26 protein-coding genes are annotated in these 22,706 nt (G+C 68.6%); 10 read left to right on the top strand and 16 right to left on the bottom strand.

What is annotated here, in order from left to right; genetic code table 11:
* Positions 1 to 224 precede the first annotated feature (224 nt).
* Positions 225 to 2,114 carry a molecular chaperone HtpG gene (gene htpG / locus H5411_RS16120; RefSeq protein ID WP_101435171.1) on the top strand — a complete coding sequence of 630 codons (1,890 nt, stop codon included), beginning with the start codon at positions 225 to 227 and terminating at the stop codon, positions 2,112 to 2,114.
* A 70-nt stretch (positions 2,115 to 2,184) separates the two neighbouring features.
* Positions 2,185 to 3,525, top strand: coding sequence for an 8-oxoguanine deaminase (locus tag H5411_RS16115; protein ID WP_101435170.1), 1,341 nt, complete (start codon positions 2,185 to 2,187; stop codon positions 3,523 to 3,525).
* Positions 3,526 to 3,567: 42 nt separating this feature from the next.
* Here H5411_RS16115 and H5411_RS16110 read toward each other — a convergent pair whose 3' ends face one another.
* The gene (locus H5411_RS16110) at positions 3,568 to 4,035 is read right to left on the bottom strand and encodes an RICIN domain-containing protein (RefSeq protein ID WP_101435169.1); all 468 of its coding nucleotides are present in this window, start codon (positions 4,033 to 4,035) and stop codon (positions 3,568 to 3,570) included.
* A 273-nt stretch (positions 4,036 to 4,308) separates the two neighbouring features.
* A complete protein-coding gene (locus H5411_RS16105) occupies positions 4,309 to 5,703 on the bottom strand; it encodes an FtsW/RodA/SpoVE family cell cycle protein (RefSeq protein WP_101435168.1) in 1,395 nt (464 codons plus the stop codon).
* Positions 5,704 to 5,865: 162 nt separating this feature from the next.
* On the opposite strand from H5411_RS16105, the gene H5411_RS16100 reads away from it, so the two are divergent.
* Positions 5,866 to 6,552, top strand: a complete 687-nt coding sequence (locus H5411_RS16100) for a DUF998 domain-containing protein (protein WP_101435167.1) — start codon at positions 5,866 to 5,868, stop codon at positions 6,550 to 6,552.
* Here H5411_RS16100 and H5411_RS16095 read toward each other — a convergent pair whose 3' ends face one another.
* The 7 genes from H5411_RS16095 to H5411_RS16065 all read right to left on the bottom strand — a co-directional run bounded on the left by H5411_RS16095 (position 6,553) and on the right by H5411_RS16065 (position 11,270).
* The gene (locus H5411_RS16095) at positions 6,553 to 6,909 is read right to left on the bottom strand and encodes a twin-arginine translocase TatA/TatE family subunit (RefSeq protein ID WP_101435166.1); all 357 of its coding nucleotides are present in this window, start codon (positions 6,907 to 6,909) and stop codon (positions 6,553 to 6,555) included. It abuts the gene before it with no gap.
* 36 nt (positions 6,910 to 6,945) lie between these two features.
* The gene (locus H5411_RS16090; RefSeq protein WP_101435165.1) at positions 6,946 to 7,554 is read right to left on the bottom strand and encodes a TetR/AcrR family transcriptional regulator; all 609 of its coding nucleotides are present in this window, start codon (positions 7,552 to 7,554) and stop codon (positions 6,946 to 6,948) included.
* Positions 7,551 to 8,897 (bottom strand): nucleobase:cation symporter-2 family protein, encoded by a 1,347-nt coding sequence (locus tag H5411_RS16085; RefSeq protein ID WP_101435164.1) that lies wholly within the window; start codon positions 8,895 to 8,897, stop codon positions 7,551 to 7,553. Before H5411_RS16085 ends, H5411_RS16090 begins: the two co-directional genes overlap by 4 nt.
* A gap of 25 nt (positions 8,898 to 8,922) precedes the next feature.
* Positions 8,923 to 9,813 carry a factor-independent urate hydroxylase gene (gene pucL / locus H5411_RS16080; RefSeq protein WP_101435163.1) on the bottom strand — a complete coding sequence of 297 codons (891 nt, stop codon included), beginning with the start codon at positions 9,811 to 9,813 and terminating at the stop codon, positions 8,923 to 8,925.
* A 1-nt stretch (position 9,814) separates the two neighbouring features.
* The gene (gene uraH / locus H5411_RS16075; protein ID WP_101435162.1) at positions 9,815 to 10,132 is read right to left on the bottom strand and encodes a hydroxyisourate hydrolase; all 318 of its coding nucleotides are present in this window, start codon (positions 10,130 to 10,132) and stop codon (positions 9,815 to 9,817) included.
* A gap of 82 nt (positions 10,133 to 10,214) precedes the next feature.
* A complete protein-coding gene (gene uraD / locus H5411_RS16070; RefSeq protein ID WP_101435161.1) occupies positions 10,215 to 10,700 on the bottom strand; it encodes a 2-oxo-4-hydroxy-4-carboxy-5-ureidoimidazoline decarboxylase in 486 nt (161 codons plus the stop codon).
* 93 nt (positions 10,701 to 10,793) lie between these two features.
* Entirely contained in the window at positions 10,794 to 11,270 is a 477-nt protein-coding gene (locus H5411_RS16065; RefSeq protein WP_101435160.1) for a helix-turn-helix domain-containing protein, read from the bottom strand.
* Between the two features lie 108 nt (positions 11,271 to 11,378).
* Here H5411_RS16065 and allB point away from each other — a divergent pair, with 108 nt between their 5' ends.
* Together allB and alc are read left to right on the top strand one after the other, a co-directional pair.
* Positions 11,379 to 12,707, top strand: a complete 1,329-nt coding sequence (gene allB / locus H5411_RS16060) for an allantoinase AllB (RefSeq protein ID WP_101435159.1) — start codon at positions 11,379 to 11,381, stop codon at positions 12,705 to 12,707.
* A 4-nt stretch (positions 12,708 to 12,711) separates the two neighbouring features.
* On the top strand, positions 12,712 to 13,731 hold the full coding sequence (gene alc / locus H5411_RS16055) for an allantoicase (protein WP_101435158.1): 1,020 nt from the start codon (positions 12,712 to 12,714) through the stop codon (positions 13,729 to 13,731).
* Positions 13,732 to 13,803: 72 nt separating this feature from the next.
* Here alc and H5411_RS16050 read toward each other — a convergent pair whose 3' ends face one another.
* From H5411_RS16050 to H5411_RS16040, 3 genes are all read right to left on the bottom strand, one after another.
* Complete coding sequence (locus H5411_RS16050; RefSeq protein WP_183124272.1) at positions 13,804 to 15,600, bottom strand: WXG100 family type VII secretion target; 1,797 nt, start codon at positions 15,598 to 15,600, stop codon at positions 13,804 to 13,806.
* On the bottom strand, positions 15,597 to 15,929 hold the full coding sequence (locus H5411_RS16045) for a type VII secretion target (protein ID WP_101435156.1): 333 nt from the start codon (positions 15,927 to 15,929) through the stop codon (positions 15,597 to 15,599). Before H5411_RS16045 ends, H5411_RS16050 begins: the two co-directional genes overlap by 4 nt.
* A gap of 136 nt (positions 15,930 to 16,065) precedes the next feature.
* Entirely contained in the window at positions 16,066 to 16,242 is a 177-nt protein-coding gene (locus H5411_RS16040) for a hypothetical protein (RefSeq protein WP_167441866.1), read from the bottom strand.
* 69 nt (positions 16,243 to 16,311) lie between these two features.
* Here H5411_RS16040 and H5411_RS16035 point away from each other — a divergent pair, with 69 nt between their 5' ends.
* Genes H5411_RS16035 through H5411_RS16025 form a run of 3 tightly spaced genes read left to right on the top strand, consistent with a single transcriptional unit; the run spans position 16,312 to position 17,622 of the window.
* Positions 16,312 to 16,476 carry a ribbon-helix-helix domain-containing protein gene (locus tag H5411_RS16035; protein WP_101435155.1) on the top strand — a complete coding sequence of 55 codons (165 nt, stop codon included), beginning with the start codon at positions 16,312 to 16,314 and terminating at the stop codon, positions 16,474 to 16,476.
* A 1-nt stretch (position 16,477) separates the two neighbouring features.
* Positions 16,478 to 16,804, top strand: a complete 327-nt coding sequence (locus H5411_RS16030; protein WP_101435154.1) for a VOC family protein — start codon at positions 16,478 to 16,480, stop codon at positions 16,802 to 16,804.
* The gene (locus H5411_RS16025) at positions 16,801 to 17,622 is read left to right on the top strand and encodes a class I SAM-dependent methyltransferase (protein ID WP_167441865.1); all 822 of its coding nucleotides are present in this window, start codon (positions 16,801 to 16,803) and stop codon (positions 17,620 to 17,622) included. Before H5411_RS16030 ends, H5411_RS16025 begins: the two co-directional genes overlap by 4 nt.
* 89 nt (positions 17,623 to 17,711) lie before the next feature.
* On the opposite strand, the gene H5411_RS16020 is transcribed toward H5411_RS16025, so the two are convergent.
* The 4 genes from H5411_RS16020 to H5411_RS16005 are packed head-to-tail and all read right to left on the bottom strand — an operon-like array spanning position 17,712 to position 20,825.
* The gene (locus H5411_RS16020) at positions 17,712 to 18,188 is read right to left on the bottom strand and encodes a CoA-binding protein (protein WP_101435152.1); all 477 of its coding nucleotides are present in this window, start codon (positions 18,186 to 18,188) and stop codon (positions 17,712 to 17,714) included.
* Positions 18,185 to 19,471, bottom strand: a complete 1,287-nt coding sequence (locus tag H5411_RS16015; RefSeq protein WP_101440713.1) for an O-acetylhomoserine aminocarboxypropyltransferase/cysteine synthase family protein — start codon at positions 19,469 to 19,471, stop codon at positions 18,185 to 18,187. Before H5411_RS16015 ends, H5411_RS16020 begins: the two co-directional genes overlap by 4 nt.
* Positions 19,472 to 19,482: 11 nt before the next feature.
* On the bottom strand, positions 19,483 to 20,007 hold the full coding sequence (locus H5411_RS16010) for a GNAT family N-acetyltransferase (protein ID WP_101435151.1): 525 nt from the start codon (positions 20,005 to 20,007) through the stop codon (positions 19,483 to 19,485).
* Positions 20,004 to 20,825 (bottom strand): putative RNA methyltransferase, encoded by an 822-nt coding sequence (locus H5411_RS16005; RefSeq protein WP_183124271.1) that lies wholly within the window; start codon positions 20,823 to 20,825, stop codon positions 20,004 to 20,006. Before H5411_RS16005 ends, H5411_RS16010 begins: the two co-directional genes overlap by 4 nt.
* A 175-nt stretch (positions 20,826 to 21,000) precedes the next feature.
* Between H5411_RS16005 and H5411_RS16000 the strand changes: the two genes are divergently transcribed.
* Together H5411_RS16000 and H5411_RS15995 are read left to right on the top strand one after the other, a co-directional pair.
* Positions 21,001 to 22,368: an ammonium transporter gene (locus H5411_RS16000; RefSeq protein WP_167441864.1), complete on the top strand. Its 1,368-nt coding sequence runs from the start codon at positions 21,001 to 21,003 to the stop codon at positions 22,366 to 22,368.
* Positions 22,365 to 22,703, top strand: a complete 339-nt coding sequence (locus H5411_RS15995; protein ID WP_101435149.1) for a P-II family nitrogen regulator — start codon at positions 22,365 to 22,367, stop codon at positions 22,701 to 22,703. Before H5411_RS16000 ends, H5411_RS15995 begins: the two co-directional genes overlap by 4 nt.
* Positions 22,704 to 22,706 lie beyond the last annotated feature (3 nt).

Below are 22,706 nucleotides of genomic sequence, written 5' to 3'. Positions count from 1 at the left end.
TCGCGGCCTGGCGCAGTACGACATCCTCGGCGAAATACGGGGCCAGCGGGGCAAAAGAAGCCGAACCGGGGCCACCGGCGGCGAAATGCTCAGCCTCGGCTCGATACCCGCTCCGGCTGGCACCGCTGGCCGCACTCGGACTTCGCGGTCTCCGCACGTTCTGTCGTCCCTGCTGGGTAGACTTCACGACGGTCTTTTCAGGGGCGAAAGGAAACACGAAAGCCATGGCTGAGGGAACCGGGACGGTCGAAACGCTGGAGTTCCAGTCCGAGGCGCGCCAGTTGCTGCAGCTGATGATCCACTCGATCTACTCGAACAAGGACATCTTCCTGCGCGAGCTGGTCTCCAACGCCTCCGACGCGCTGGACAAGCTCCGGCTCGAGACGTACCGCGACAAGGATCTGCAGGCGGATACCGACAACCTGCACATCGAGATCCTCCTCGATTCCGACGCGCGCACCCTCACCGTGCGCGACAACGGCATCGGGATGAGCCGGGACGACGTCGTCAACCTGATCGGCACCATCGCGAAATCCGGCACCGCCGACTTCCTGCGCAAGCTGAAGGAGTCGAAGGAATCCGCGGGCCAGGACCTGATCGGGCAGTTCGGCGTCGGCTTCTACTCCAGCTTCATGGTCGCCGACAAGGTCACCCTGGTGACCCGGCGCGCGGGCACCGACGAGGGCGTCCGCTGGGAATCCACCGGCGAGGGCACCTACACGATCGAGTCCCTCTCCGACGCCCCGCAGGGCACCTCGGTGACGCTGCACCTCAAGCCCGCCGACGACGAGGACCACCTCTACGACTACACGTCGCCGTGGAAGGTGCGCGAGATCGTCAAGCGCTACTCCGACTTCATCACCTGGCCGGTGCAGATGGCCAAGACCGGCGAGGGCGAAGAGGGCAGTGCCGGTCTCGAGACGGTCAACTCGATGAAGGCGCTCTGGGCGCGTTCGAAGGACGAGGTCTCCGACGAGGAGTACCACGAGTTCTACAAGCACATCAGCCACGACTGGACCGACCCGCTCGAGACGGTCCGGATGCAGGCCGAGGGCACCTTCGAGTACCAGGCGCTGCTGTTCCTGCCTTCGCGCGCGCCGATGGACCTGTTCATGCGGGACGCGAAGCGCGGCGTGCAGCTTTACGTCAAGCGCGTGTTCATCATGGACGACTGCGAAGCGCTGATGCCGAACTACCTGCGCTTCGTGAAGGGGGTCGTCGACGCGCAGGACCTGTCGCTGAACGTGTCGCGCGAGATCCTGCAGCAGGACCGGCAGATCCGCGCGATCCGGCGGCGGCTGGAGAAGAAGATCCTCTCGACGGTCAAGACGATGATGACCGAGGAGCCGGAGAAGTACGCGACGTTCTGGTCCGAGTTCGGCCGCGCGGTGAAGGAAGGCCTGATCGACGACCCGGAGAACCGGGAGCAGATCCTGGAGATCTCGTCGTTCGCCTCGACGCACCACGCGGAGAAGCCCACTTCGCTGCGCGACTACGTGTCGCGGATGAAGGAGGGCCAGGAGCACATCTACTACCTGACCGGCGATTCGCGCACCACGATCGAGAACTCGCCGCACCTGGAAGCGTTCCGCGCCAAGGGATACGAGGTGCTGATCCTCACCGACCCGGTCGACGAGATGTGGGCCGACGCGGTGAGCGGCTTCGACGGCAAGACGTTCCAGTCGGTCGCGAAGGGCGAGGTCGACCTCGGCGACGAGACGTCCGAGGAGAAGAAGGCCGAGTACGAGGACCTGCTGAAGTGGATGTCGGCGACGCTGTCCGACACCGTCAAGGAGGTCCGGCTGTCGTCGCGGCTGACGACGTCGCCGTCGTGCATCGTCGGCGACGCGGGCGATCTGACGCCGACGCTGGAGAAGATGTACCGCGCCATGGGGCAGGAACTGCCGCCGGTGAAGCGGGTGCTGGAGCTGAACCCGGACCACGCGCTGGTGACCGGCCTGCGCAAGGCGTTCGCCGAGCACCCGGAGGACGCCTCGCTGGCCGAGACGGCGGAGCTGTTGCACGGCATGGCTTTGCTCGCCGAGGGCGGCGAGCTGAGCGACCCCAGCCGGTTCCTGAACCTGGTGGCGGATCGCGCGGCCAAGGCGTTGTGACGGGTTTCGTGAGTGGCTGCCCCGGGTTCGGGGTAGCCACTCACGAGATCTCCCGGAGGTGAGTTGTCGCATGAGGACAGTCGTCGAGAACGCCGCGATCGCGACGGTCAGCGGTCCCGAGTACCGCAACGGACACGTCGTCCTCGAGGACGACCGCATCGCAGCCGTCGGCGACGGCGCCTTCACCGGCGAGGTGGACGAACGCGTCGATGCCACTGGCTGCCTCGTCACGCCCGGCCTCGTGAACACGCACCACCACCTCTACCAATGGGCCACGCGCGGCCTCGCCGCCGACCACACCCTCTTCGAGTGGCTGGTCGCGCTGTATCCGGTGTGGGCCAAGCTGACCGAGGAGATCACGCACGCCGCCGGTGCCGCCGGAATGGCGCGGCTCGCCCTGAGCGGCTGCACCACGGTCGCCGACCACCACTACGTCTTCCCGCGCGACGGCGGCGACCAGGTGGCCGCGCTCGTCGCCGCGCGGGAACGGATCGGGCTGCGGCTGCACCTGGTGCGAGGCTCGATGGACCGCGGCGAGTCGGACGGCGGGCTGCCGCCGGACAGCCTGGTCGAGACCGCCGAGGACGCTCTGCTCGGCACCGAAGCCGCGATCGACCGCTACCACGACGCCTCGCCGGACGCGCACCTGCGGATCGCGGCGGGCCCGTGCTCGCCGTTCACCGTCACCGAGCGGCTGATGGCCGAGTCGGCGGAATTGGCCCGGCGCAAGGGCGTCCGGCTGCACACTCACCTGGCCGAAACCCAGGACGAGGAAAAGCAATGCCTCGCCGAAACCGGCCTCACGCCCGCGGAGTACGCGGACAAACTGGGCTGGCTGGCGTCGGACGTCTGGCTGGCGCACACCGTGCACCTCGCGCCGGAGGCGATCCGCCGTTTCGGCGCGACGGCGACGGGTTCCGCGCATTGCCCGACGTCGAACGGCCGTCTGGGCAGCGGAATCGCCCCGGTGCGGGACTTGCTCGACGCCGGTGCTCCGGTCGGCTTGGGCGTCGACGGCGCGGCTTCAAGCGAATCCGGCGGCTTGGCGGAGGAGCTGCACCAGGCATTGCTGCAGGCCCGGCAACGCGGCGGGCCGACCGGGTTGACGACGCGGGAAGCGTTGTGGCTCGGCACGATGGGCGGCGCGCGGTGTCTCGGCCGCGAGCAGGACATGGGCTCGGTGGAGGTGGGAAAGCTCGCGGATCTGGCGGTATGGGATCTGAACGGGCTGAACTACGCGGGCATCGACGACCCGGTCGCGGCGTTGGTCTTGGCCGCGCCGCCGCCGCTGCGGAGGCTGTTCGTGGGCGGGAAGACCGTGGTGGAGACAGGCCAGCTGAGGACGGCGGACGAGTCGGCGATCGCGAGCGAGCTGGCGAAGGCGAGCGCCCGGCTGCGGGAAGACGGGTAGCCCGGTGGGCCGCTCTCGCGAACGGCCCACCGGCTTCAAGGGTCAGACCCGTTCCATGGTCCACAGCGCGGTCGGCGCGTGGCAGATCCGCACCCCGACCGCTTCGGGGCTGCCGCCGCTGTTGTTCAGGCAGAGCCCGGTCTGAACGTTCTTGACGTACTTGTTCGTCGTGGACGAAGTCGTCCAGTCAGTGGTGTTGGACGAGCAGGTCGTGGTGAAAACGGCCGTTCTGCTCGCGGCGAGGCAGGCGTTGGTCGCCAGGTTCCGGAACTTGCCCGGGGCGTAGTTGGTCCATACCTGGTTTCGCCCGCCGTTGCACGTGAGCGTGTAGACATCCCCTCCCGTGTTGCTGTCCAAGCAGGAGCTCGTTCCCGCGCGATGGATCTTGAAGTTCGCGCCGGCGGCGACGGATTGCTCCCCCGCGTAGGCGGTGCCGGACAGGGCGGCAGTGAGCATCGCGGCACCCGCGCCCGCTCCGGCGATCCGCAGCAGCATTCCCCTCGATGGCATGTCAGTCCTTTCGCAGTAGATGACTGGACGGGAGACACGCTGACATGCGCCGTCCTCAAGTCGTCCCTATTCCGTCATCTAGCTCATCGAGGCCGTTTGACCAGCACCGTTCCCGCGTCGGCCAACGGCGCCCGCGCTGCCTGCACCGGTTCTGTCGCACTTGGCTGGCGTGCCGCGTCCGGAGGTCGGGTGCGAGTGCTCGCGGGAAGACCCGTTGCTCGCCTCCGCGGCTCCGGGTCGATGGCTTGCCGTGTGTTCGGGACGGCTGACGGCTCAGCGAGGCCGTTTGACCAGCACCGTTCCCGCATCAGCCAACGGCGCCCGTGCCGCCTGCACCGGTTCTGTCGCGCTCGGCTGGCGCGCGGCGTCCGAAATACGCAGCAGCAGTGCGACCAGGATGTAGTTCGCGAGCAGCGACGAGCCGCCCTTCGAGAGGAACGGTGCGGTGATCCCGGTTTCCGGAATCAGCTTCGTCACCCCGCCCACGACCACGAAAATCTGCATCACCACGGTGAACGCCAGCCCGCCGCCGAGGAGTTTGCCGAAGCTGTCCCGGACGGCGAGCGCGTGCCGCATTCCGCGCAGGGCGATCAGCAGGTACAGCATCAGCACCGCGGCCAGTCCGAGGAAGCCCAGTTCCTCGCCGATGCTGGCGGTGATGAAGTCGGTGTTCGACTCGGGCACGATGTCCGGCCGGCCCGCGCCGAGGCCGGTTCCGCCCATGCCGCCGGTGCCGAGGCCGAACAGGCCCTGGGCGATCTGGTATCCGCCGCCTGCCTGGTCGTAGGTCGCGAGCGGGTCGAGCCAGTTCGCGACGCGCTGCCGCACGTGGTTGAACAGGAAGTAGGCCAGCACGCAGCCGCCGACGAACACCGTCAGCCCGGCGTAGATCCAGATCGCCCGCTCGGTCGCGAGGTAGATCATCACCAGGACGATCCCGAAGAACAGCAGCGAGGCGCCGAGTTCCTTCTCGAACGCCAGCACCGCGACGCAGCCGAGCGCGGCGATGATGATCGGCCCGAGGTCGCGTGCCCGCGGCAGTTCGATGCCGAGCACCTTCCGCCCGGCGACCCGGAACAGCTCCCGTTTCGCCACCAGCGTGGTCGCCGTGAACACGATCAGCAGCAGCTTCGCGAACTCGCCCGGCTGGATCGACATCGGGCCGATCTTGATCCACACCTTCGCGCCGTTCACCTCCGAGAGCGACGCGGGCAGCAGCGCGGGCAGCAGAACCGCGACAATCCCGGCCAGTCCGGCGAGGTAGCCGTACCGGGTCAGCACCCGGTGATCGCGCACGAACCCGAGCACCGCGAGGAACAACACCAGCGCCACGACCGTCCACAGGACCTGCTGTCCGGCGACGGCCGAGTACACCTTGCCCCGCTGCCCCGCCTGTTCGGCGAGCCCGAGGTCGATCCGGTGGATCACCACCAGGCCCAGCCCGTTCAGCAGCGCGGTGCAGGGCAGGATCAGCGGGTCGGCGTGCGGGGCCCAGCGCCGGACCGCGAGGTGTGCTGCCGCCACCACCGCGGTGAACGAGGCGCCGTAGCCGACTACCGCGGAGTCGATCCGCGCCAAGGCGTTCGCGTCCACGAGCAGGAACGCACACCAGACGATCCCCACCGCGAACAGAAGCAGCCGCAATTCCGTACCGCGCCCGGCAGGCATGGATTTCCCGTCGTCAGAAATCAGTGAACGGCCGCGAGGGTAGCCACTGATTTCTGGCAGGACGCTGAGAATGCCCGGCAATTCGGCCAGACTGTCCTAAAGCGACGGGCCCACGGCCGGGATATGCTTTCGGGAAACCAGCGGGCGAGCGGAGAATCCAGAGTGGCGACAGAACTGACCCCGGCACCGGTCCCGGTGCTGGCGCCAGCCCCGTCGGCGAAAGGAACGAAACGAGCGCTCGGCGCGGCGGTGGTCGCGGTGCTGGTCGCGACGGCTTTCCTCGTGGTGCTGCACGTCGACCGCTACTGGGGCCCGATCGACCCGGTCAGCGCGATGCTCAGCGACTACGCCTGGACTCCCGGCTGGTGGATGTGGGCGGCGGCGATGCTGCTGACGTCGGCGGGGTCGGTCGTGGTGGCCGTGGTCCTGCGCCGCCGGGAGGTCCTGTACGGAGCGCTGACGGTCGTCGCGATGGCCGCCTGGTGCACCGGGCTCGCCACTGTGGCGTTGTTCACGAAGGACCCGCAGGGAAATGCGGTGACGCTGATCGGCAAAGTGCATCTCGGCGCGACCGGGATCAGTTGTGTGAGTTTGCCGTTAGCTGGATGGCTGCTCGGCTGGGCGCATCGGAATACGCCGCGATGGCGGGGTTATGCGCGCTGGTCGCGCATTCTGGCGGTGGCGGCGGTGCCGTTCTTTCTGCCGTTTCTCATTCCGTTCGCGGCTAATGTCGCGTTCGGGCAGCATCTGCCGACCGTCGCGACCGGGCTCGTGGAACGGCTGATGGCGGTGCTGGAACTGGTCGAACTGCTGGTGCTCGCCGGATGGGCGTGGCGCGCGGCCGAGTGATCAGGTGGCGTCCGGGTCGACCGGGGGCCGCTCGTTCGCCCGCAACGGAACCGGTGCCGGTGCTGGTGCCGGCGGCGGCGTCGCGGCCGGGGGCGTGTCGTCGAGCAGATACCTCGTCACGGCCGCGCGCGGGTTGCCGAGCCGCAGCGACTGCAGTTCTTGCAACGGTTTCCGCAGCTCCTGGTACTCCGGGCCGAGCTCCGCCTCGAGCTGTGCCTTCGTGCCCGCGGCGAACCCGCGTACCCGTTTCAAGGTCTGCGCGACCCACTGCGCCGCCTCGGGCAGCCGTTCCGGGCCGAGGATGAACAACCCGGCGAGCAGCAAAATCACGATGTGGTCGATGCTGAGACCGAACACCGGCAACCTCCCGCGGACCCGGATGTTGCTTCCAGCTTAGCCGTCCGCGGGACGTCGTTTCCCGTCGTCTCCCAGTTCGGTCAGCAGCCGCCGCGCTACGTCGACCACCGCCGCGCCCGCGACCGCCATCGGTTCGGTCGTCCGCATGGAGCGGCACAGCACGAACGCGCCCTCCAGGCTCGTCACCAGGGCGAGCGTGAGCGTGCGGGCGTGCTCCTCGGGAAGCCCGAAGGCGGAGAACCCCTTGGTGCCCGCCTTGGTCCACGCCTCGAACACGTCCGCGGTGGCCTTGCGCAGGGGTTCGTTCGTGGTCGCCACTTCGAGCGCGACGGTCGCGATCGGGCAGCCCTCGACGTAGTCCGTTTCGAGCAGCGTGGTGACCGCGGCCCCGAAGAACGTTTCGAGGCCGGTGATCAGGTCCGGCGCGGGCGTGATGAAGACTTCGAACAGCCGCGCGTACTCCATCCCCGAGGTGCGTACCACTTCTTCGCCCAGCTGTTCCTTGCCGCCGGGGAAGAAGTGGTACACCGACCCGAAGGGCGCGCCGGCCTTCTCCACGATCTGCTTCATGCCGGTGCCCGCGTAGCCGCCGTGGCGGAACAGTTCCGCCCCGGCGGCGAGGATGCGGTCCTTGGTGCCAGTCACGACACCGAGGATAGCTCCTTCACGGTAGAGCGTTCTATCAAGCGCGGCCGGAGCACCAGGTTGAGCACCACCGCGGTCACGCAGCCCGCGCTGATCCCGGAGTTGAGCACGACCTGCAGCGCCGCCGGGAAGCCGGAGTAGAAGTCCGGCATGGCGATCGGGATCAGCCCGACGCCGAGCGACGCGGCGACGATCGCGACGTTCACCGGATGCTCGAACGACGCCTTCGCGAGCGTCCGGACGCCGCTCACCGCGACGCTGCCGAACAGCACCAGCCCGGCCCCGCCGAGCACCGGCTGCGGCACCAGCGCGACGATCCCGCCGGTCACCGGGAACACGCCCAGCAGCACGAGCACGACGCCGCTGGCCGCGACCACGTACCGGCTCACCATGCGGGTGAGCGACACGAGGCCGATGTTCTGCGCGAACGCCGTGCAGGCGAACCCGCCGAAGATCGTGCCGACCGCGGTGGACAGCCCGTCCGCGCGCAGGCCGTCGGCCAGTACGCGGCTGGTGGTCGGCCGGTCCACGATTTCGCCGAGTGCCAGCAGGTCGGCGGTGCTTTCCGCCATCACCACGAGCATCACGATGAGCATCGAGACGATCGCCGCGATGTCGAACGTCGGCGTGCCGAAGTGGAACGGCGTCACGATGCCGAACACCGGGGCCTGCCGCAGCGTCGACGTGTCGACTTGGCCCATCGGCCACGCCACGGCGGTGCCGGCGACCAAGCCGAGGAGCAACGCGATCCGGCTCCAGAACCCGGTCAGGAACCGGGTGAAGACGAGCACCGCGACCAGCGTGATCCCGGCCAGCACGAGTCCGGTCGGCTTGGCCGATTTGTGCTGCGCGGCGATCCACTGCACGGCGACCGGCAGCAGCGAGATCCCGATGAGCGTGATGACCGTCCCCGTCACCACCGGCGGGAAAAACCGCGTCAGCTTGGAGAAAAACGGCGCGGCGAACACTACGAACACGCCGCCGGCGAGCGTGGCGCCGTAAACGACGCCCAACGCGTTGCTGTCGCGATGCTGCGCCGCGATGGACAGGATTGGTGCTACGGCGGCGAAAGTGACGCCGTTGACCAGCGGCAGTCTCGCGCCGAAGCGCCAGAAGCCGAGGGTTTGCACCAGGGTGGCCAGTCCCGCGGTGAACAGCGCCGCACTGATCAACAGTGCGAGCTGGCCGGGGGAGAGGCCGACGGCCGCGCCGATGACGAGCGGTGGGGCCACCACTCCGGCGTACATGGCCGCTACGTGCTGGATTCCTCCGAGGATCAACTGCGGCAGCGGAGGCGCCGCGTCCACGGGGTGCCGAGAAGGTCGTTCCGGTGTTACTGACATGCGCTCTCCCGGAGGGGACTCGGGGCTAGAGCACGGCGTCGGTCCAGGCCGGGCCGGGCTCTTCGGCTTCGTCGCGGACCACCGTGCCTTCGATGAGGCCGTACGGTCGGTCGGCGGCGTAGAACACCTCGTTGTGGTTCTCGAGGCCGAAGGGGCTTAGATCGACGAGGAAATGGTGCTTGTTGGGCAGGGAGAACCGGATCTCGGCTACTTCCGGCCGTGCCTGAAGCACGGCTTCGCCCATCGCGTACAGGGTTTGCTGCAGCGAAAGACTGTGCTTGGTGGCGAACGTCTCCAGGAGCGTCCGCCGGATCTCCCGATGGCTCTTGGCCCAGTCGATCCCGGTGAATCCCTCGTAGCGCCAGCGCGCGGTCACGGCGGTGGCGAGAATGCGGTCGTCGGTTTCGACGAGCGTGGTGTATTCGTCCTTCGGGTAGCCGTGGAATTCGGACCCGGTGGACTTGAGCACGGTCAGGCCGTCCACTCCGGACACCACCCAGGCGCGGTCGGCGTGCACGGTGACGGTCGTGGTGCGGCGTTCGCCGCCGGAGCGGCTGAACGAATGGTCGTGCGGCGCGCCGTCGACGGTGATGCGGTCCCATTCCTGCTCTTCGATGGTGATCCGCGCACCGGTGATCTTTTCCTGGGTGCCGACGAAGTGCTGGCCGAGCCGGAGGGCGAAGTCCTCGATCTCGCCGACGTCCTGCTGCTTGGCGAACGCGTACACCGTGTTCTTCTGCGTGTCGGTGGCCAGCACGGCGGAGTTGTCGCCGGTGAGGTGCGTGGCCGACAGGTCGCCGCGCAGCGCCGAGGACACCGTGAGGTCGCGCAGGTGGTGCACGCCGCCGGTGCGCCGGACGGTGACGAGGCGGACCTCGGCCTTGCCGTACTGGTTGGGGCCCAACGAGATTCCCATGTCAGCTCCCGCGATAGGTGGAATAGGCGAACGGGCTCAGCAGCACCGGCACGTGGTGGTGCGACGTGCCGTCGACGATCCGGAAGGCGATGGTGACGTCGGGGAAGAACGCCTCCGGGCCGAGGTAGCTCCCGGTGTCGAAGATCAGCCGGTAGACCCCGGGCTCGAGCGTGTCCGGGCCGAGGTCGCGGATGCGGCCGTCGTCGTCGGTCGTGCCGTCGGCGATAAGCGAGCCGTCCTGGCGCTCGAAGCGCACGGCGATTCCGGCGGCGGGCTTCCCGCTCGCGGTGTCGAGGACGTGGGTCGTCACAAGGCTCATGCTGTCGCCTCCTTGTCGAGTTTCACGCTGGTTGCCTGGGAGGCGACGGCATGAACAGCCGTGATTCGCTCGCAAGCTGCGCTCATGGGATTACCGCTTTCGCCAGGCGCAGTTGTGCGATCTTGGCCAGCTCCGCGCCGGCGACGTCGAGTTCGGTCTCCGGGTCGTTGCCGAGCCGGGACCGCAGGTTCGCGAGCAGTTCCTCGCCGCTGCGCCCGCTCGCGCACACGAGGAACACGTGGCCGAAGCGGGCTTCGTATTCGGCGTTGGCGGCGGCGAATTCGTCCGCGTTGTCCACGCCGGACTGTTCTGAGCGGGACCAGTCCGCGTCGCTGCCCTTGCTGGTCGGGCGTTCCCCGATTCTCGGGTGCGCGGCGATCGCTTCGCGGATCTCGTTGCGGCGCAACGGAGTCGCGCTGTCGGCTTGCTTGCTCAGCGCGGCGAAATCGGCGTACGGGCGGCCTGCGAGCACGGTGTCGACCCAGCGCGGCACGGCCAGGCAGGCGGTGAGCGTCGGCCGGAGTTCGGCGGCGGATGCGGAGTTGAACTCGGCGAGTGCGAGCGGCAACGGAATCTCCTCCGGGGAGGTGGTGTTCCGCTGACCGTACGGCCGGGCCGAGCGTGCGTCAACACTTTGTTGAATCGCGACCCCGTGTCTCTTTCAGTCGGTTTCCCGGTTGAGGTAGTTGTAGACCGTGAACCGCGTGACGCCCAGTTCCTCGGCGACGGCCGAAACCGATTTCCGCAGGTTGAACGCCCCTCGCTCGCGCAGCAGGCGCACCGCGCGCTGCTTTTCCGGCCGATCGAGATCGCGCAGTTTCGAGCCGAGCTCGCGTTCCACGTCGGCGATCAATCGCGCCAGGGCGCTGTTGAGTTCGATCGGGGGAACGGTGTCGGAATCGTCGGTCCGGCGCAGTTGCAGCGTCACCCGGGTGGCCCCGCCTTCGAGGGCGGCGCGGGCGATCGACGGCAACGCGGCGAACAGCTCGTCGGCGGTCCCGCGGGCCAGGGTGCCGAGCGGGCCGAAGTCGGTGTCGAGCCCGGCCGCGTCGGCGGCGTCGCGGGCGCGCACGGCGTGCTCCGGCGGTGCGCCCTCGCCGCGGAACGGCTCGCTGGTGAACTCGGCTTCCAACTCCACCCGGTGACCGTAACGTGGTAGGGACGGCGTTGACGAGCCGGGAAGCACGCGTCTAATCTCGGTGAGCGAAAGACTCTTTCCGTAAAGTGGAAGTGGAGGAGGCCGTCGATGGACCTCGTGGTGCGGGCCGCGCGTGCGGTGACCCCCGCCGGTCTCGGGCCGGCGACGATCGGCGTGCGGGACGGCCGGATTGTCGCGGTGGAACCCGGTGTCGTCGAGATGCCGGGCTCGCGGGTCGTCGAGCTGGCTGAGGACGAGGTGCTGCTGCCCGGTCTCGTGGACACGCACGTGCACGTCAACGACCCCGGCCGGGCCGAATGGGAGGGCTTCGAGACCGCCACGCGCGCGGCCGCCGCCGGCGGCGTCACGACGATCGTGGACATGCCGCTCAACAGCCTGCCGCCGACGGTCGACGTCGCCGCGCTGGAGGTCAAACGCAAGGCGGCGAGCGGCCGGGTGCACGTCGACGTCGGGTTCTGGGGCGGCGCGATTCCGGGCAACGAAGGCGATCTGCGCGGTCTGCACGACGAGGGCGTCTTCGGCTTCAAATGCTTCCTGCTGCACTCCGGCGTCGACGAGTTTCCGCCGCTGGACGCGGCCGGCCTGGAATCCGCGATGCGCGAGCTGAAGTCGTTCGACGCGCAGATGATCGTGCACGCCGAGGATTCCGAGGCGATCGACGCGGCTCCCGACCCGCACGGCGAGAAGTACCACGACTTCCTCGGCTCCCGCCCGCGCGGCGCGGAAAACCTGGCCATCACGCACGTGATCGAAGCGGCCCGGCGCACCGGCGCCCGCGCGCACATCCTGCACCTGTCCTCTTCGGATGCTTTGCCGCTGATTTCCAGCGCCCGCCGCGAAGGTGTCGCACTGTCGGTGGAAACCTGCCCGCACTACCTGTCGTTCATCGCGGAGGAAATCCGGGACGGGGCAACGCAATTCAAATGCTGCCCGCCAATCCGCGAGGCGGCGAACCGGGAATTGCTGTGGCAGGGCTTGGCGGACGGCGTGATCGAAACGATCGTGAGCGACCATTCGCCGTGCACGCCGGAGCTGAAACGCTTCGACACCGGCGATTTCGGCCTCGCGTGGGGCGGTATTTCCAGCCTGCAGCTCGGTCTGCCCGCGATCTGGACGCAGGCGCGTCAGCGCGGCTTCGGCCTGACCGACGTGGTGCGGTGGATGGCTGAGGGCCCGGCGGCGCAGGTGGGGATGACGCGCAAGGGCAAACTGGAAGCGGGCTATGACGCCGATTTCTGCGTCTTCGCGCCGGACGAAGCCTTCGTCGTGGACGTCGCGAAGCTCGCGCACCGCAACCCGGTGAGCGCGTACGACCAGCGTCCGCTGGCCGGCGTCGTGCGCGGCACGTGGCTGCGCGGCGAGCCGGTGACCGGCGGCGAACCGAGGGGGACTCTGCTGACCCGGGGCAATTGCTGACAAGATGGAGGAGCACGTGTCCGACCGTCCGGAGTGGACTGCCCAGCCCGATCTGGCCTCGCGCCTGTTCGGGGGCACCGTGATGTGGGCGAGCGACGAACTGTTCGCCGAAAAGGAAAACCTGGTCAATCCGTGGCGGCCGGCGCACCGCGCCGAAACGTTCGGCCCGAAGGGCCAGGTGTACGACGGCTGGGAGACCCGGCGGCACCGCGAACCCGGCGACGACCACGCCCTCGTCCGCCTCGGCCTCGGCGGCGTGGTGTCCGGCGTGGTGGTGGACACGGCGTTCTTCAAGGGCAACTACCCGCCGTTCGTGTCGGTCGCGGCGACGTCCGTCCCCGGCTACCCGAGCGCGGCCGAACTGCAGGAGGCCGACTGGGACGTCCTGGTCGACCACGAACCGGCGGTCGGCGACTCGGAGAACTTCTACAAGGTGACGTCCCCGCGTCGCTACACCCACGTGCGCCTCACCCAGCACCCCGACGGCGGCGTCGCACGGCTGCGGGTGCACGGTTCGCCAGTGCCTGACCCAGCCCTGCTCGACCCCCGCTCGCTGGACTTGGCAGCGCTGGAGAACGGCGCGGTCGTCACCGGATGCAGCGACATGTTCTATTCGTCGCCGAACAACATGCTGTCGCCGGGCCTCGCCGCGCACCAGGCGGAAGGCTGGGAAACCGCCCGTCGGCGCGACGACGGCAACGACTGGGCGACGGTGTCGCTGGCGGGCGCGGGCGTGATCCGGTTCGTGGAGCTGGACACCAGCAACCTCAAGGGAAACGCACCCGGGTGGGCGTCGGTGAGCGGCCGCCTCGACGAGGGCGAATGGGTGGAACTGCTGCCGCGCACCAGGTTGCAGCCCGACACCCGGCACCGCTTCGCCCTGGCGGACGACGGCCCCGAGGTGACGGAGATCCGGCTGGACATCTACCCCGACGGCGGACTCGCCCGGCTGCGGCTCTTCGGCGAACTGAGCAAACGCGGCCGGGAAGCCCTGACGGCGCGCTTCGCGGAGACGTCTGACTGAGTTCTTTGTCCGTGAAGGGCTCCTTGAAGGAATCTGTTTCCTTCAAGGAGCCCTTCACGGCTTCTGGCACCGTTACTCCGCGGTGCTTCCTTCGGCGGCCGGGTCCGGATGCTCCTTGCGCCACTCCTCGTCCGAGGCGTTCCAGGCTTCCTCGGCCTGCATCTGGATGTCGGTGATCGACTTGTCGAAGTTGATCGCGTCCTTGCCGATCCAGCCGGCGAAGTTCTTGCTGCTCTTGGCGTCGGCCAAGCCCTTGAGGAACGGGTACAGCCTCGGGTGCGTCTTGAAGTACTCGTCCGGGCCCTTGACGATGTCCTTCCAGACGTTCTTCCCGCCGGTGTACTTCTGGATGGCGGGGATGTCGCAGACGTTCGCCAGCCAGCCTTCGTGCTTCTTCATCCAGTCGAAGTCGTACGGCTTGAACGGGGACTGCGGCTCGTTCCCGCCGCCACCGCCGTTCTCGTGGTTTCCGCCGCCCTGGTCGTCCTCGTGATGGTTGGTGCCGCCCGGGTTGTCCTCGTGGTTGGGGTTCCCGCCGGGTGCGTCTTCGTGATTCGTGGTGTTGCCCGGCGGGTCCTCGTGGTTGTTGTTCCCGGGCGCGTCCTCGTGCGAGTTGTTCCCGGGCGTGTTGTCGTGGCCGGTGTTGTTGTTGCCCGGTGAGTTCTCGTGGTTGCCGCCGCCCGGGGCGTCCTCGTGGTGCGTGTTGCCACCCGGGGAGTCGTGCGGGCGGTCGGGCGGCGGGTTGAAGTGCTGGTCCGCGGCCAGCCAGGTGTCGAACGGGTCGTCCTCGTGCGGCTGATTGTTCCCGCGCGGCGCGTCTTCGTGGTGGTTGTTTCCGCCCGGGGTGTCTTCGTGGTGGTCGTTGCCGCCCGGGGTGTCTTCGTGGTTCGTGGTGTTGCCGGGCGGGTCCTCGTGCTGGCTGGTCCCGCCGGGAGTGTCTTCGTGGTGGTCGTTCCCACCGGGAGTGTCGTCGTGCGGAGTGTTGGTTCGGCCGTGACTGCCCTCTCCGCCCTGACCGCCGCCCCCGCCGCCGTGGTCCCCGCCGGTGCCGTGCGGAAGGTCGGTCATCTCGTGGTCGTTCCCGCTGTGTGTGCTGCCGCCGCTGCCGCGACCGGGCTTGACCTTCTCCGCCAGTTGGGCCAGCCGGCTCGCGGTCCGCCCGCCGAGGCCGACCAGCCGGGCGATCTTGGACGCCATCGTCAGCGCCAGCGAGATCCCCGACCGGATCACGTTGCCCACCCCGACGACGATGGACGCGCCGAACGTGAACGCCGCCATCGCGAGCGCGATCAGCATGGTCGCGATGACGTCGCCGAGAAACGTCGTGATCATGTCGCGGATCAGCGAGCGCACCACGGTGACCAGAGCCATCGTCGTCTCGACGACATAGCCCGCGACATCGACCGCCTGCCCGGCGCTGTCGATCTGGCCGCGCCGGTCGCTGATGTTCTTCTTGAACGCCTCGGCGCCCTCGCCCTCCCAGCTGACGACCGTCTTCTGCAGCGTGGCGTCGAGGTCCTTCGCCGCGTTGCGCAGATTCTGGGCGGTCTTGTGCAGTTCCTCGGCCATCTTCTTGATCGCCGCGGGGTCGCCGGCGAGTTTGTCGAGGCCCTCTTTGAGGAACGAGATGTGCTCGATCAGCCAGCCGAGCCCGGCCGCGATCAGCTTGCCGAACGGGTCGACGACGAACGCCGCGGTGTCCGCGATCGCGCCGACGATCGACACGCCGATCTCGACGCCCACCGCGGCCGCGTCCGCGCCGTGCAGGTGCTGGATCTCCTGGATCGACGAGACGACGCTGTGCCAGCTGTCCGCGACGCCCGCGCCGGTGGTGCTGTTCGAGTCGGTGATGGGCTCGACGACGCTCATTTGACCTGCTCCGGCTTGAACTTGTCGAACGCCTTCGCGAGGTCCTGGTCGCCCTTGCTGTACTGCTCGCTGGCCTGGCGCGTCTTGTCCGCGCTCTGGGTCACGTCGTTCGCGACGCCGTGCAGATTGTCGGAGACGGCCTTCAGCGCGATCCGCGCGGGAATGGCGAGCACCTGCGCGAGCACGACGCCGAACGCGTCGATGTCCCCGCCGTTGGCGTCGTCCACCGCTTTCGCGGAGTCGTGCACCGTCGGCACGGTGGTCTTGTCGAGGTACTCGCTGAATGTGTGCAACTCGTCCGGGTGGACGGTGAAGCCGTTCCCTGCCACCAACACTCCTTCGCCTGCCGCGATCGGGCCGCGCCGAGTAGAGCAGCGGCGGCTGAACCGGAGGCGACGTCCGTGCGGACGAAGGCTGAACGGGGCGGCTTCCTGCCCGAGCGTCCGGGCGGGGCTGCCCGGACGGTCAGCCGCGGGCGCTCGGCCGGTTCAGGTAGGCGGAGAAGGACGACAGCAGAGCCGCGACGCCGACGATCGCGGTGACCCACCACGGGCCGCCGGTGACCAGGTTGAACACGAACGCGGCAGCCATCAGGACGGCGGCGATGATGTTCCTGATCTGCAGCCCGGAGGGTTTCGCCATGCCTCCACCTTCTCATGACGGCGGTCGGCGGCCCTTGTCCGCCGTTGGCTAGGATGCTAGCATCCTAGAATGGCCGGTGAAGAGGTCAAGCAATTCAACGTCTACCTGCCGGTCGAGCTGATCAAGCAGGTGAAGTACCGGGCGATCGAGACCGAGCAGTCACTGTCCGCACTGGTCACCGAGGCCTTGCGGGCTTATCTCGGCTCCCCGCCGGACCAACGAGAGGACGGCTGACATGAGCGAGGGCATCACGACGCTCTTCCTGGAGACGCACAACTGGGGCAAGACCGCGAAGTTCCTGCAGCGTGTGGGTTTCAGCCTCGATTTCGAGACTGACCACAACTCCGGGCAGCTGTCGAACGGCGACGGCGTGCCCGTGTTCGTCGCCGAGGTTCCCGAAAGCCAGGAGCCGCGGACGAGCGTGGTGGTGGCGGTCCCGGACGAGTCGGTCGACGCGGAACTCGACGTCGTCACGCCGTTCGAGGACACCCACTACGGCACGCGCGAGATGACCGTGCGGGATCCGGACGGCCGGGCCTGGATTCTGCGGGCGCCGAAGTGAGCGAGCCGGACCACACCGCGGTGCGCGTAGCGCTGTGGCGCGCGCTGCACCTGCTCGCGGATCCGCCGCCGCACGCGCTGGTCGACGAGATCGGTCTCCAGCTGGCGGATCCCGGTCCGGACTGGCGGTCCCGGCCGGACATGGACCTGGGCTTCACCCGGCGGTTCCGGGCGGGAATCGTGCTGCGCAGCCGGTTCGTCGAGGATCTGGTGCGCGAACGCGGGGTCGCGCAGTACGTTCTCCTCGGCGCCGGACTGGACACGTTCGCGCAGCGGGAGCCGGACCTCGGTGTGCGGGTGTTCGAGATCGACCAGCCGGGCACGCAGGAATGGAAGCGGGCTCGGCTCGCCGAACTCGGGCTGCCCGCGCCGTACCGCTTCGTGCCGGTCGACTTCGAATCCGGCGAACAGTGGCCGGAACGCTTGGCTGCCAACGGTTTCGAGATGGCGAAGCCCGCGGTGGTGGCGTCCACGGGCGTCAGCATGTACCTGACCCGCGAGGCCAACGCCGCGACGTTGCGTGCGCTCGCCGGTTTCGCACCGGGCACCGTGGTGGCGATGACGTTCCAGATGTCGGAGGAGTACCTGGACGATCCCGACCGCGAGGCGCGGGCGGCGGCGATGAAGGGAGCGAAGGCGGCCGGGACGCCGTTCGTGAGCTTCTTCGCGCCGGACGAGATGCTGGAGTTCGCGCGGGAGTGCGGCTTTCAGGATGTCCAGCATGTCAGCGCGGCCGATTTGACCAAGCGGTATCTGTCGGGCCGCTCGGATGGGTTGCAGACGTCGGGGGAGGAGTTCCTGGTGGCGACTGTCTGCTGACGACGCTCTCGTGGTATTCGACGGGAAACCCTTCGGCGGTAAGGAAAGCGTGGAGCTGCCCGCCGACCGTCCTGAGGTCAGCACCTGGTTTACGGTGCCGTTTGCCGCCGGGAGCTGATCACCCCGGTGTTGAATCCGGCGAGATGCAAACCGCCCGCGAAACGCGCGTGTTCGATTTTCACACAGCGGTTCATCACCACGTCCAACCCCGCTTCGCGGACGCGGTCCGCCACCGGTTCGTGCCACAGGCCGAGCTGGAGCCACAGAGTCCGCGCCCCTGCCTCGATGACCTCCTCGGCTACCCCGGGGAGGTCATCGTGCTTGCGGAACACGCTCACCAGATCCAGCTCGCCCGGCACGTCCGCGAGCGACGGATACACCGGCCGCCCCAGCAACGTGTCGAGCCGCGGGTTCACGAAGTTGACCTCGTACCGCGTCGAAGACAGCAGATACGTCGCCACGAAGTAGCTCGGCCGCGCCGGATTCGCCGACGCGCCCACGACCGTCACCGACTTCGTGCGCCCGAGAAGACGCCGCCGTTCGACCGCTCCGACGTCGTAACTCACGCGTTCACCGCCTTGTCGAGAGCCTGGTCGAGATCCCACAGCAGATCCTCGACGTCCTCCAGCCCGACCGACAGCCGGATCAGGTCCGGGCCGACGCCCGCCGCGGCGAGCTGATCCTCGGACAGTTGCGCGTGCGTCGTCGAAGCCGGATGGATCACCAACGTCCGCGCGTCGCCGACGTTTGCCAAGTGCGACAACAGTTCCACCGACTCCACGAATTTCTCGCCCGCCGCGCGTCCGCCCTTCACCCCGAACGAAAACACCGCGCCCGGCCCCTGCGGCAGATACCGCGCGGCGCGCTCGTGATGCGGGTGATCCGGCAACCCGGCGTAAGACACCCATGCGACCCGCGGGTCGGCGTTCAGGTACTCCGCGATCGCCCGCGCGTTGACGACATGTGCGTCCATCCGCTGCGGCAGCGTTTCCACGCCCTGCAGCAGCAAAAACGCCGAATGCGGCGACAGCACCGCGCCGATGTCGCGCAACTGCTCCGCGCGCAGCCGCGTGCAGAACGCGTACTCGCCGAAGTTCTCCCAGTACTTGAGCCCGCCGTAGCTGTCGACGGTCTCGGTCATCCGGGGGAACTTTCCGTTGCCCCAGTTGAAAGTTCCTGCCTCGACGACGACCCCGCCGAGCGTCGTGCCGTGTCCGCCGAGGAACTTCGTGGCCGAATGCAGGACGATGTCCGCGCCGTGCTCGATCGGGCGGCAGAGGTACGGCGTGGCGAGCGTCGCGTCGACCACGAGAGGAATGTCGTGCGAACGCGCGAGATCGGCCAGCCCGGCGAGGTCCGCGATCGCACCGCTCGGGTTGCCGATCACCTCGGTGTAGATCAGCTTCGTGCGGTCGGTCACCGCTTTGGCGTAGTCCTCGGTGTCGCCGTGCACGAACGTCGTCTCGACACCGAACCGCGCGAGCGTTCCGGTGAGCTGCGTGACCGTCCCGCCGTACAGTCCGGCAGCCGACACGATGTGGTCGCCGGCCTCCGCGAGCGCCGAGAACGTCAGGAACTCCGCCGCCTGCCCGCTGGCCGTCGCGACCCCGCCGATGGCCCCCTCGAGACTCGCGACGCGCTCCTCGAACGCCGCGACGGTCGGGTTGCCGATCCGGCTGTAGACGTTCCCGTACTTCTGCAGCGCGAACAGGTTGGCCGCGTCGGCCGCGTCCTCGAACACGAAGCTGGTCGTCTGGTAGATCGGCACCGCACGAGCCCCGGTCGCGGGGTCGGGAGTGCCGCCGGCGTGCAGGGCGCGGGTGCGGAAGCCCCAGGTACGTTCGCTCATCGAGCGCCACGCTAACCCAGCGCCCGGGGCGGCGGCCATTCCTCCCGGAGAGTGATCGGGCGGGCTCGCCAGACCACCGCGAGCGCCGGATCCCCGGCGGGGTCCGGTTCGATCCGCTCGACCGCGAAGCCTTCCCGTTCGTAGAACGCCGCGGCCCGCTCGTTGGCGGCGAAATGCTCGATGCGCAGCTGGCCGACGTCTTCCGGCAGCTGGCTGGCGAGGGCGTCGAGCAGCTGTGGGCCCAGCCCGTGGCCGCGGTGGTCCGGGTGCAGGTAAAGCTTGTAGACGACGTGATCCGGTCCGCGCTGCCCGACGCCGACGATGCGTCCGCCGGTTTCGGCGACGACAACTCGCCCGTCCGCCACCGCCGCGGAGACGTGCGATTCGTTCCACCACTGGCGGACTTGGCGCTGGGCCGCCGCTTCGCCGATCAGCGGGGTGTAGTGCGGCGGGATGTGCCTTTCGCCGAAGCGGCAGATCGCCTCGACGTCGCTCAGTTGGGCCGTTCGTACTCGGGTGTCCGGCCTGGCCCTCACCGTTTCCGCCAAGTGCTCACCGAAACCGCCAGCGTCACGTCCCTCCCCGCCGCGGCCTCGAGCCTCTCCCGCCGCCCATCCCGGTCCAGGTGGAATCCCGCGGGGCCCATCGCGACCACGTCCCGCACCTGCGCGGCACTGAACGGCTGAGTCCGGACCACCTCCGCCGCGGACTCCCGCACGAACAGCCCGCCCAGGGCGTCCTCGAGCCGTTCTTCCTTCCGCGAGTCCACCGCGAGCACCAGATCGCCCAGTTCCGCGAGATGCCCGGGCAAAGGCGACGCCACCACCAGCTTCCCGCCCGGCGCGAGCACCCGATGGAACTCCGCGGCGTTCCGCGGCGAGAACACGTCCAAAACCACCGAAGCCACCTCGTCGGCCACCGGCCACGGCTCCCACAGGTTCCACACCGCCGCACCCAGCCGGGCATGCGCCCGCGCGGCCCGTCGCAACGCGATCGCCGACACGTCCAGCGCCAGCCCGACCGCGTCCGGCGCTTCGTCCAGCACTCGCGAGAGGTAATAGCCAGGCCCGGCTCCGGCGTCGATGATCAATCCAGGAGCAGAACCAGCCGCGGCGACCGCCTCGGCGAGCGGCGCGTACGCACCGGAAGACAAGAACGCCGCCCGCGCGTCCACCATCGGCGCGGTGTCGGCCGTTCCCGCCGGGATGCGCGCGTGCAGCAGGTTGACGTAACCCTGCCGGGCCAGATCGAACGCATGCCGCCGCTCGCAGCGCAGCGTCCGGCCGGTCAGCGAGACCGGCTCGGCGCACACCGAACAGCGCAGCGCTTCGATCACCCGATCAGGCAAAGACATGGGCGCTATTCGACCATGAGGTTGCCTGACCGGACATTTCGCCCTGGGTCTCTGGAAACGTCCCCGTAACAACCACCGCACCGGAGTTCACGCGAGGGAAACGTGAACCGAAGCCTGGTGAAACACCGGCGGCCAACACTTCCTCTGCAGTTGCCCACGGCACGGGAGGACGATTGTGCTGAACGCCGGAGATACCGCCTGGGTGCTGATCAGCGCCGCGCTGGTCATGCTCATGACCCCAGGCCTCGCGTTCTTCTACGGCGGCATGGTCCGCGCGAAGAGCGTTTTGAACATGTTGATGATGAACTTCATCGCACTCGCGATAGTCGGGGTGCTGTGGGTGCTTTTCGGGTTCTCGCTGTCCTTCGGCGACGACGCTTTCGGCGGCCTGGTCGGGAACCTCGACTACGCGGGCCTGTCGGACGCGTTCGGCAAACTCGTCGGGCTCGCGAGCTCCGGCCCGCCCGCGGTTCCGTGGCCGGGTCCGGACGCCTTGCCGCTGCTCGCGTTCTGCATGTTCCAGTTGATGTTCGCGATCATCACCCCGGCGCTGATTTCCGGTGCCATCGCGGATCGCGCCAAGTTCTGGGGCTGGACGCTTTTCGTGGCGATCTGGGTGATCGTCGTGTACTTCCCGGTCGCGCACTGGGTGTTTTCGTTCGACGGATTCACCGGCAAGGACGCGGTGGGCGGCTGGATCGCCAACCAGCTCAAGGCGCTCGACTTCGCCGGCGGCACGGCGGTGCACATCAACGCCGGTGCCGCGGGTCTCGCCCTCGCGCTGGTGCTCGGCAAGCGCAAGGGCTGGCCGAAGGACACCGGCCGTCCGCACAACGTCCCGTTCGTCCTGCTCGGCGCGTCGCTGCTGTGGTTCGGCTGGTACGGCTTCAACGCCGGTTCCGCGCTCGGTGCGAACGACCTCGCGGGCGTCGCGTTCACCAACACCACCGTCGCGACCGCGGCCGCGGTGCTCGGCTGGCTGCTCGTCGAGCAGCTGAAGTTCGGCAAGCCGACCACGCTCGGCGCGGCGTCGGGTGCGGTCGCCGGGCTGGTCGCGATCACGCCCGCCTGCGGTTTCGTGAGCCCGCTCGGCTCGATCGCGATCGGCGTCATCGCCGGGGTGCTGTGCGCGCTGGCCATCTCGCTCAAGTTCCGCCTCGGCTTCGACGACTCCCTCGACGTCGTCGGCGTGCACCTCGTCGGCGGTCTCGTCGGCACCGTGCTGATCGGGCTCTTCGCCACCAAGAGCGTGAACTCGGCGGGCGCGGACGGCCTGTTCTACGGCGGCGGCTTCAAGCAGCTGGGCATCCAGGTGGTCGCCGCGCTTGCGGTCCTGGGCTACTCGTTCATCATGACCTTGATCATCGGCTTCGCGATCAAGAAGGCGGGCGGGTTCCGCGTGAGCACCGAGCACGAGGTCAGCGGCATCGACGAGGGTCAGCACGCGGAGAGCGCCTACGACTTCACCGGCATGGGCGGCCTCGGCCACTCGAGCACGTTCCCGGCCAAGCCCGTCACGAAACTCGAGGAGACCAAGGCATGAAGCTCATCACCGCGATCGTCAAGCCGTTCACGCTCGACGACGTCCGCTCCTCGCTGGAGCAGCTGGGCGTGCTCGGGATGACGGTGAGCGAGGTCCAGGGCTACGGCAGGCAGAAGGGGCACACCGAGGTCTACCGGGGGGCCGAGTACTCGGTGGACTTCGTGGCCAAGCTGAAGATCGAGGTCGTGGCGGACGACGCCGTGGTCGAGAAGGTCCTCGACGCCGTCACCACCGCCGCGCACACCGGCAAGATCGGCGACGGGAAGGTCTGGGTGACGCCGGTGGAGACGGTGATCCGGGTCCGCACCGGCGAACGCGGCACGGACGCGCTGTAGCCG

It is taken from the genome of Amycolatopsis echigonensis (assembly GCF_014174495.1).
Classification (GTDB): Bacteria; Actinomycetota; Actinomycetes; order Mycobacteriales; family Pseudonocardiaceae; genus Amycolatopsis; species Amycolatopsis echigonensis.
Note: the sequence above shows the minus strand (reverse complement) of the source record. Positions and strands in the feature narration are given on the sequence as shown.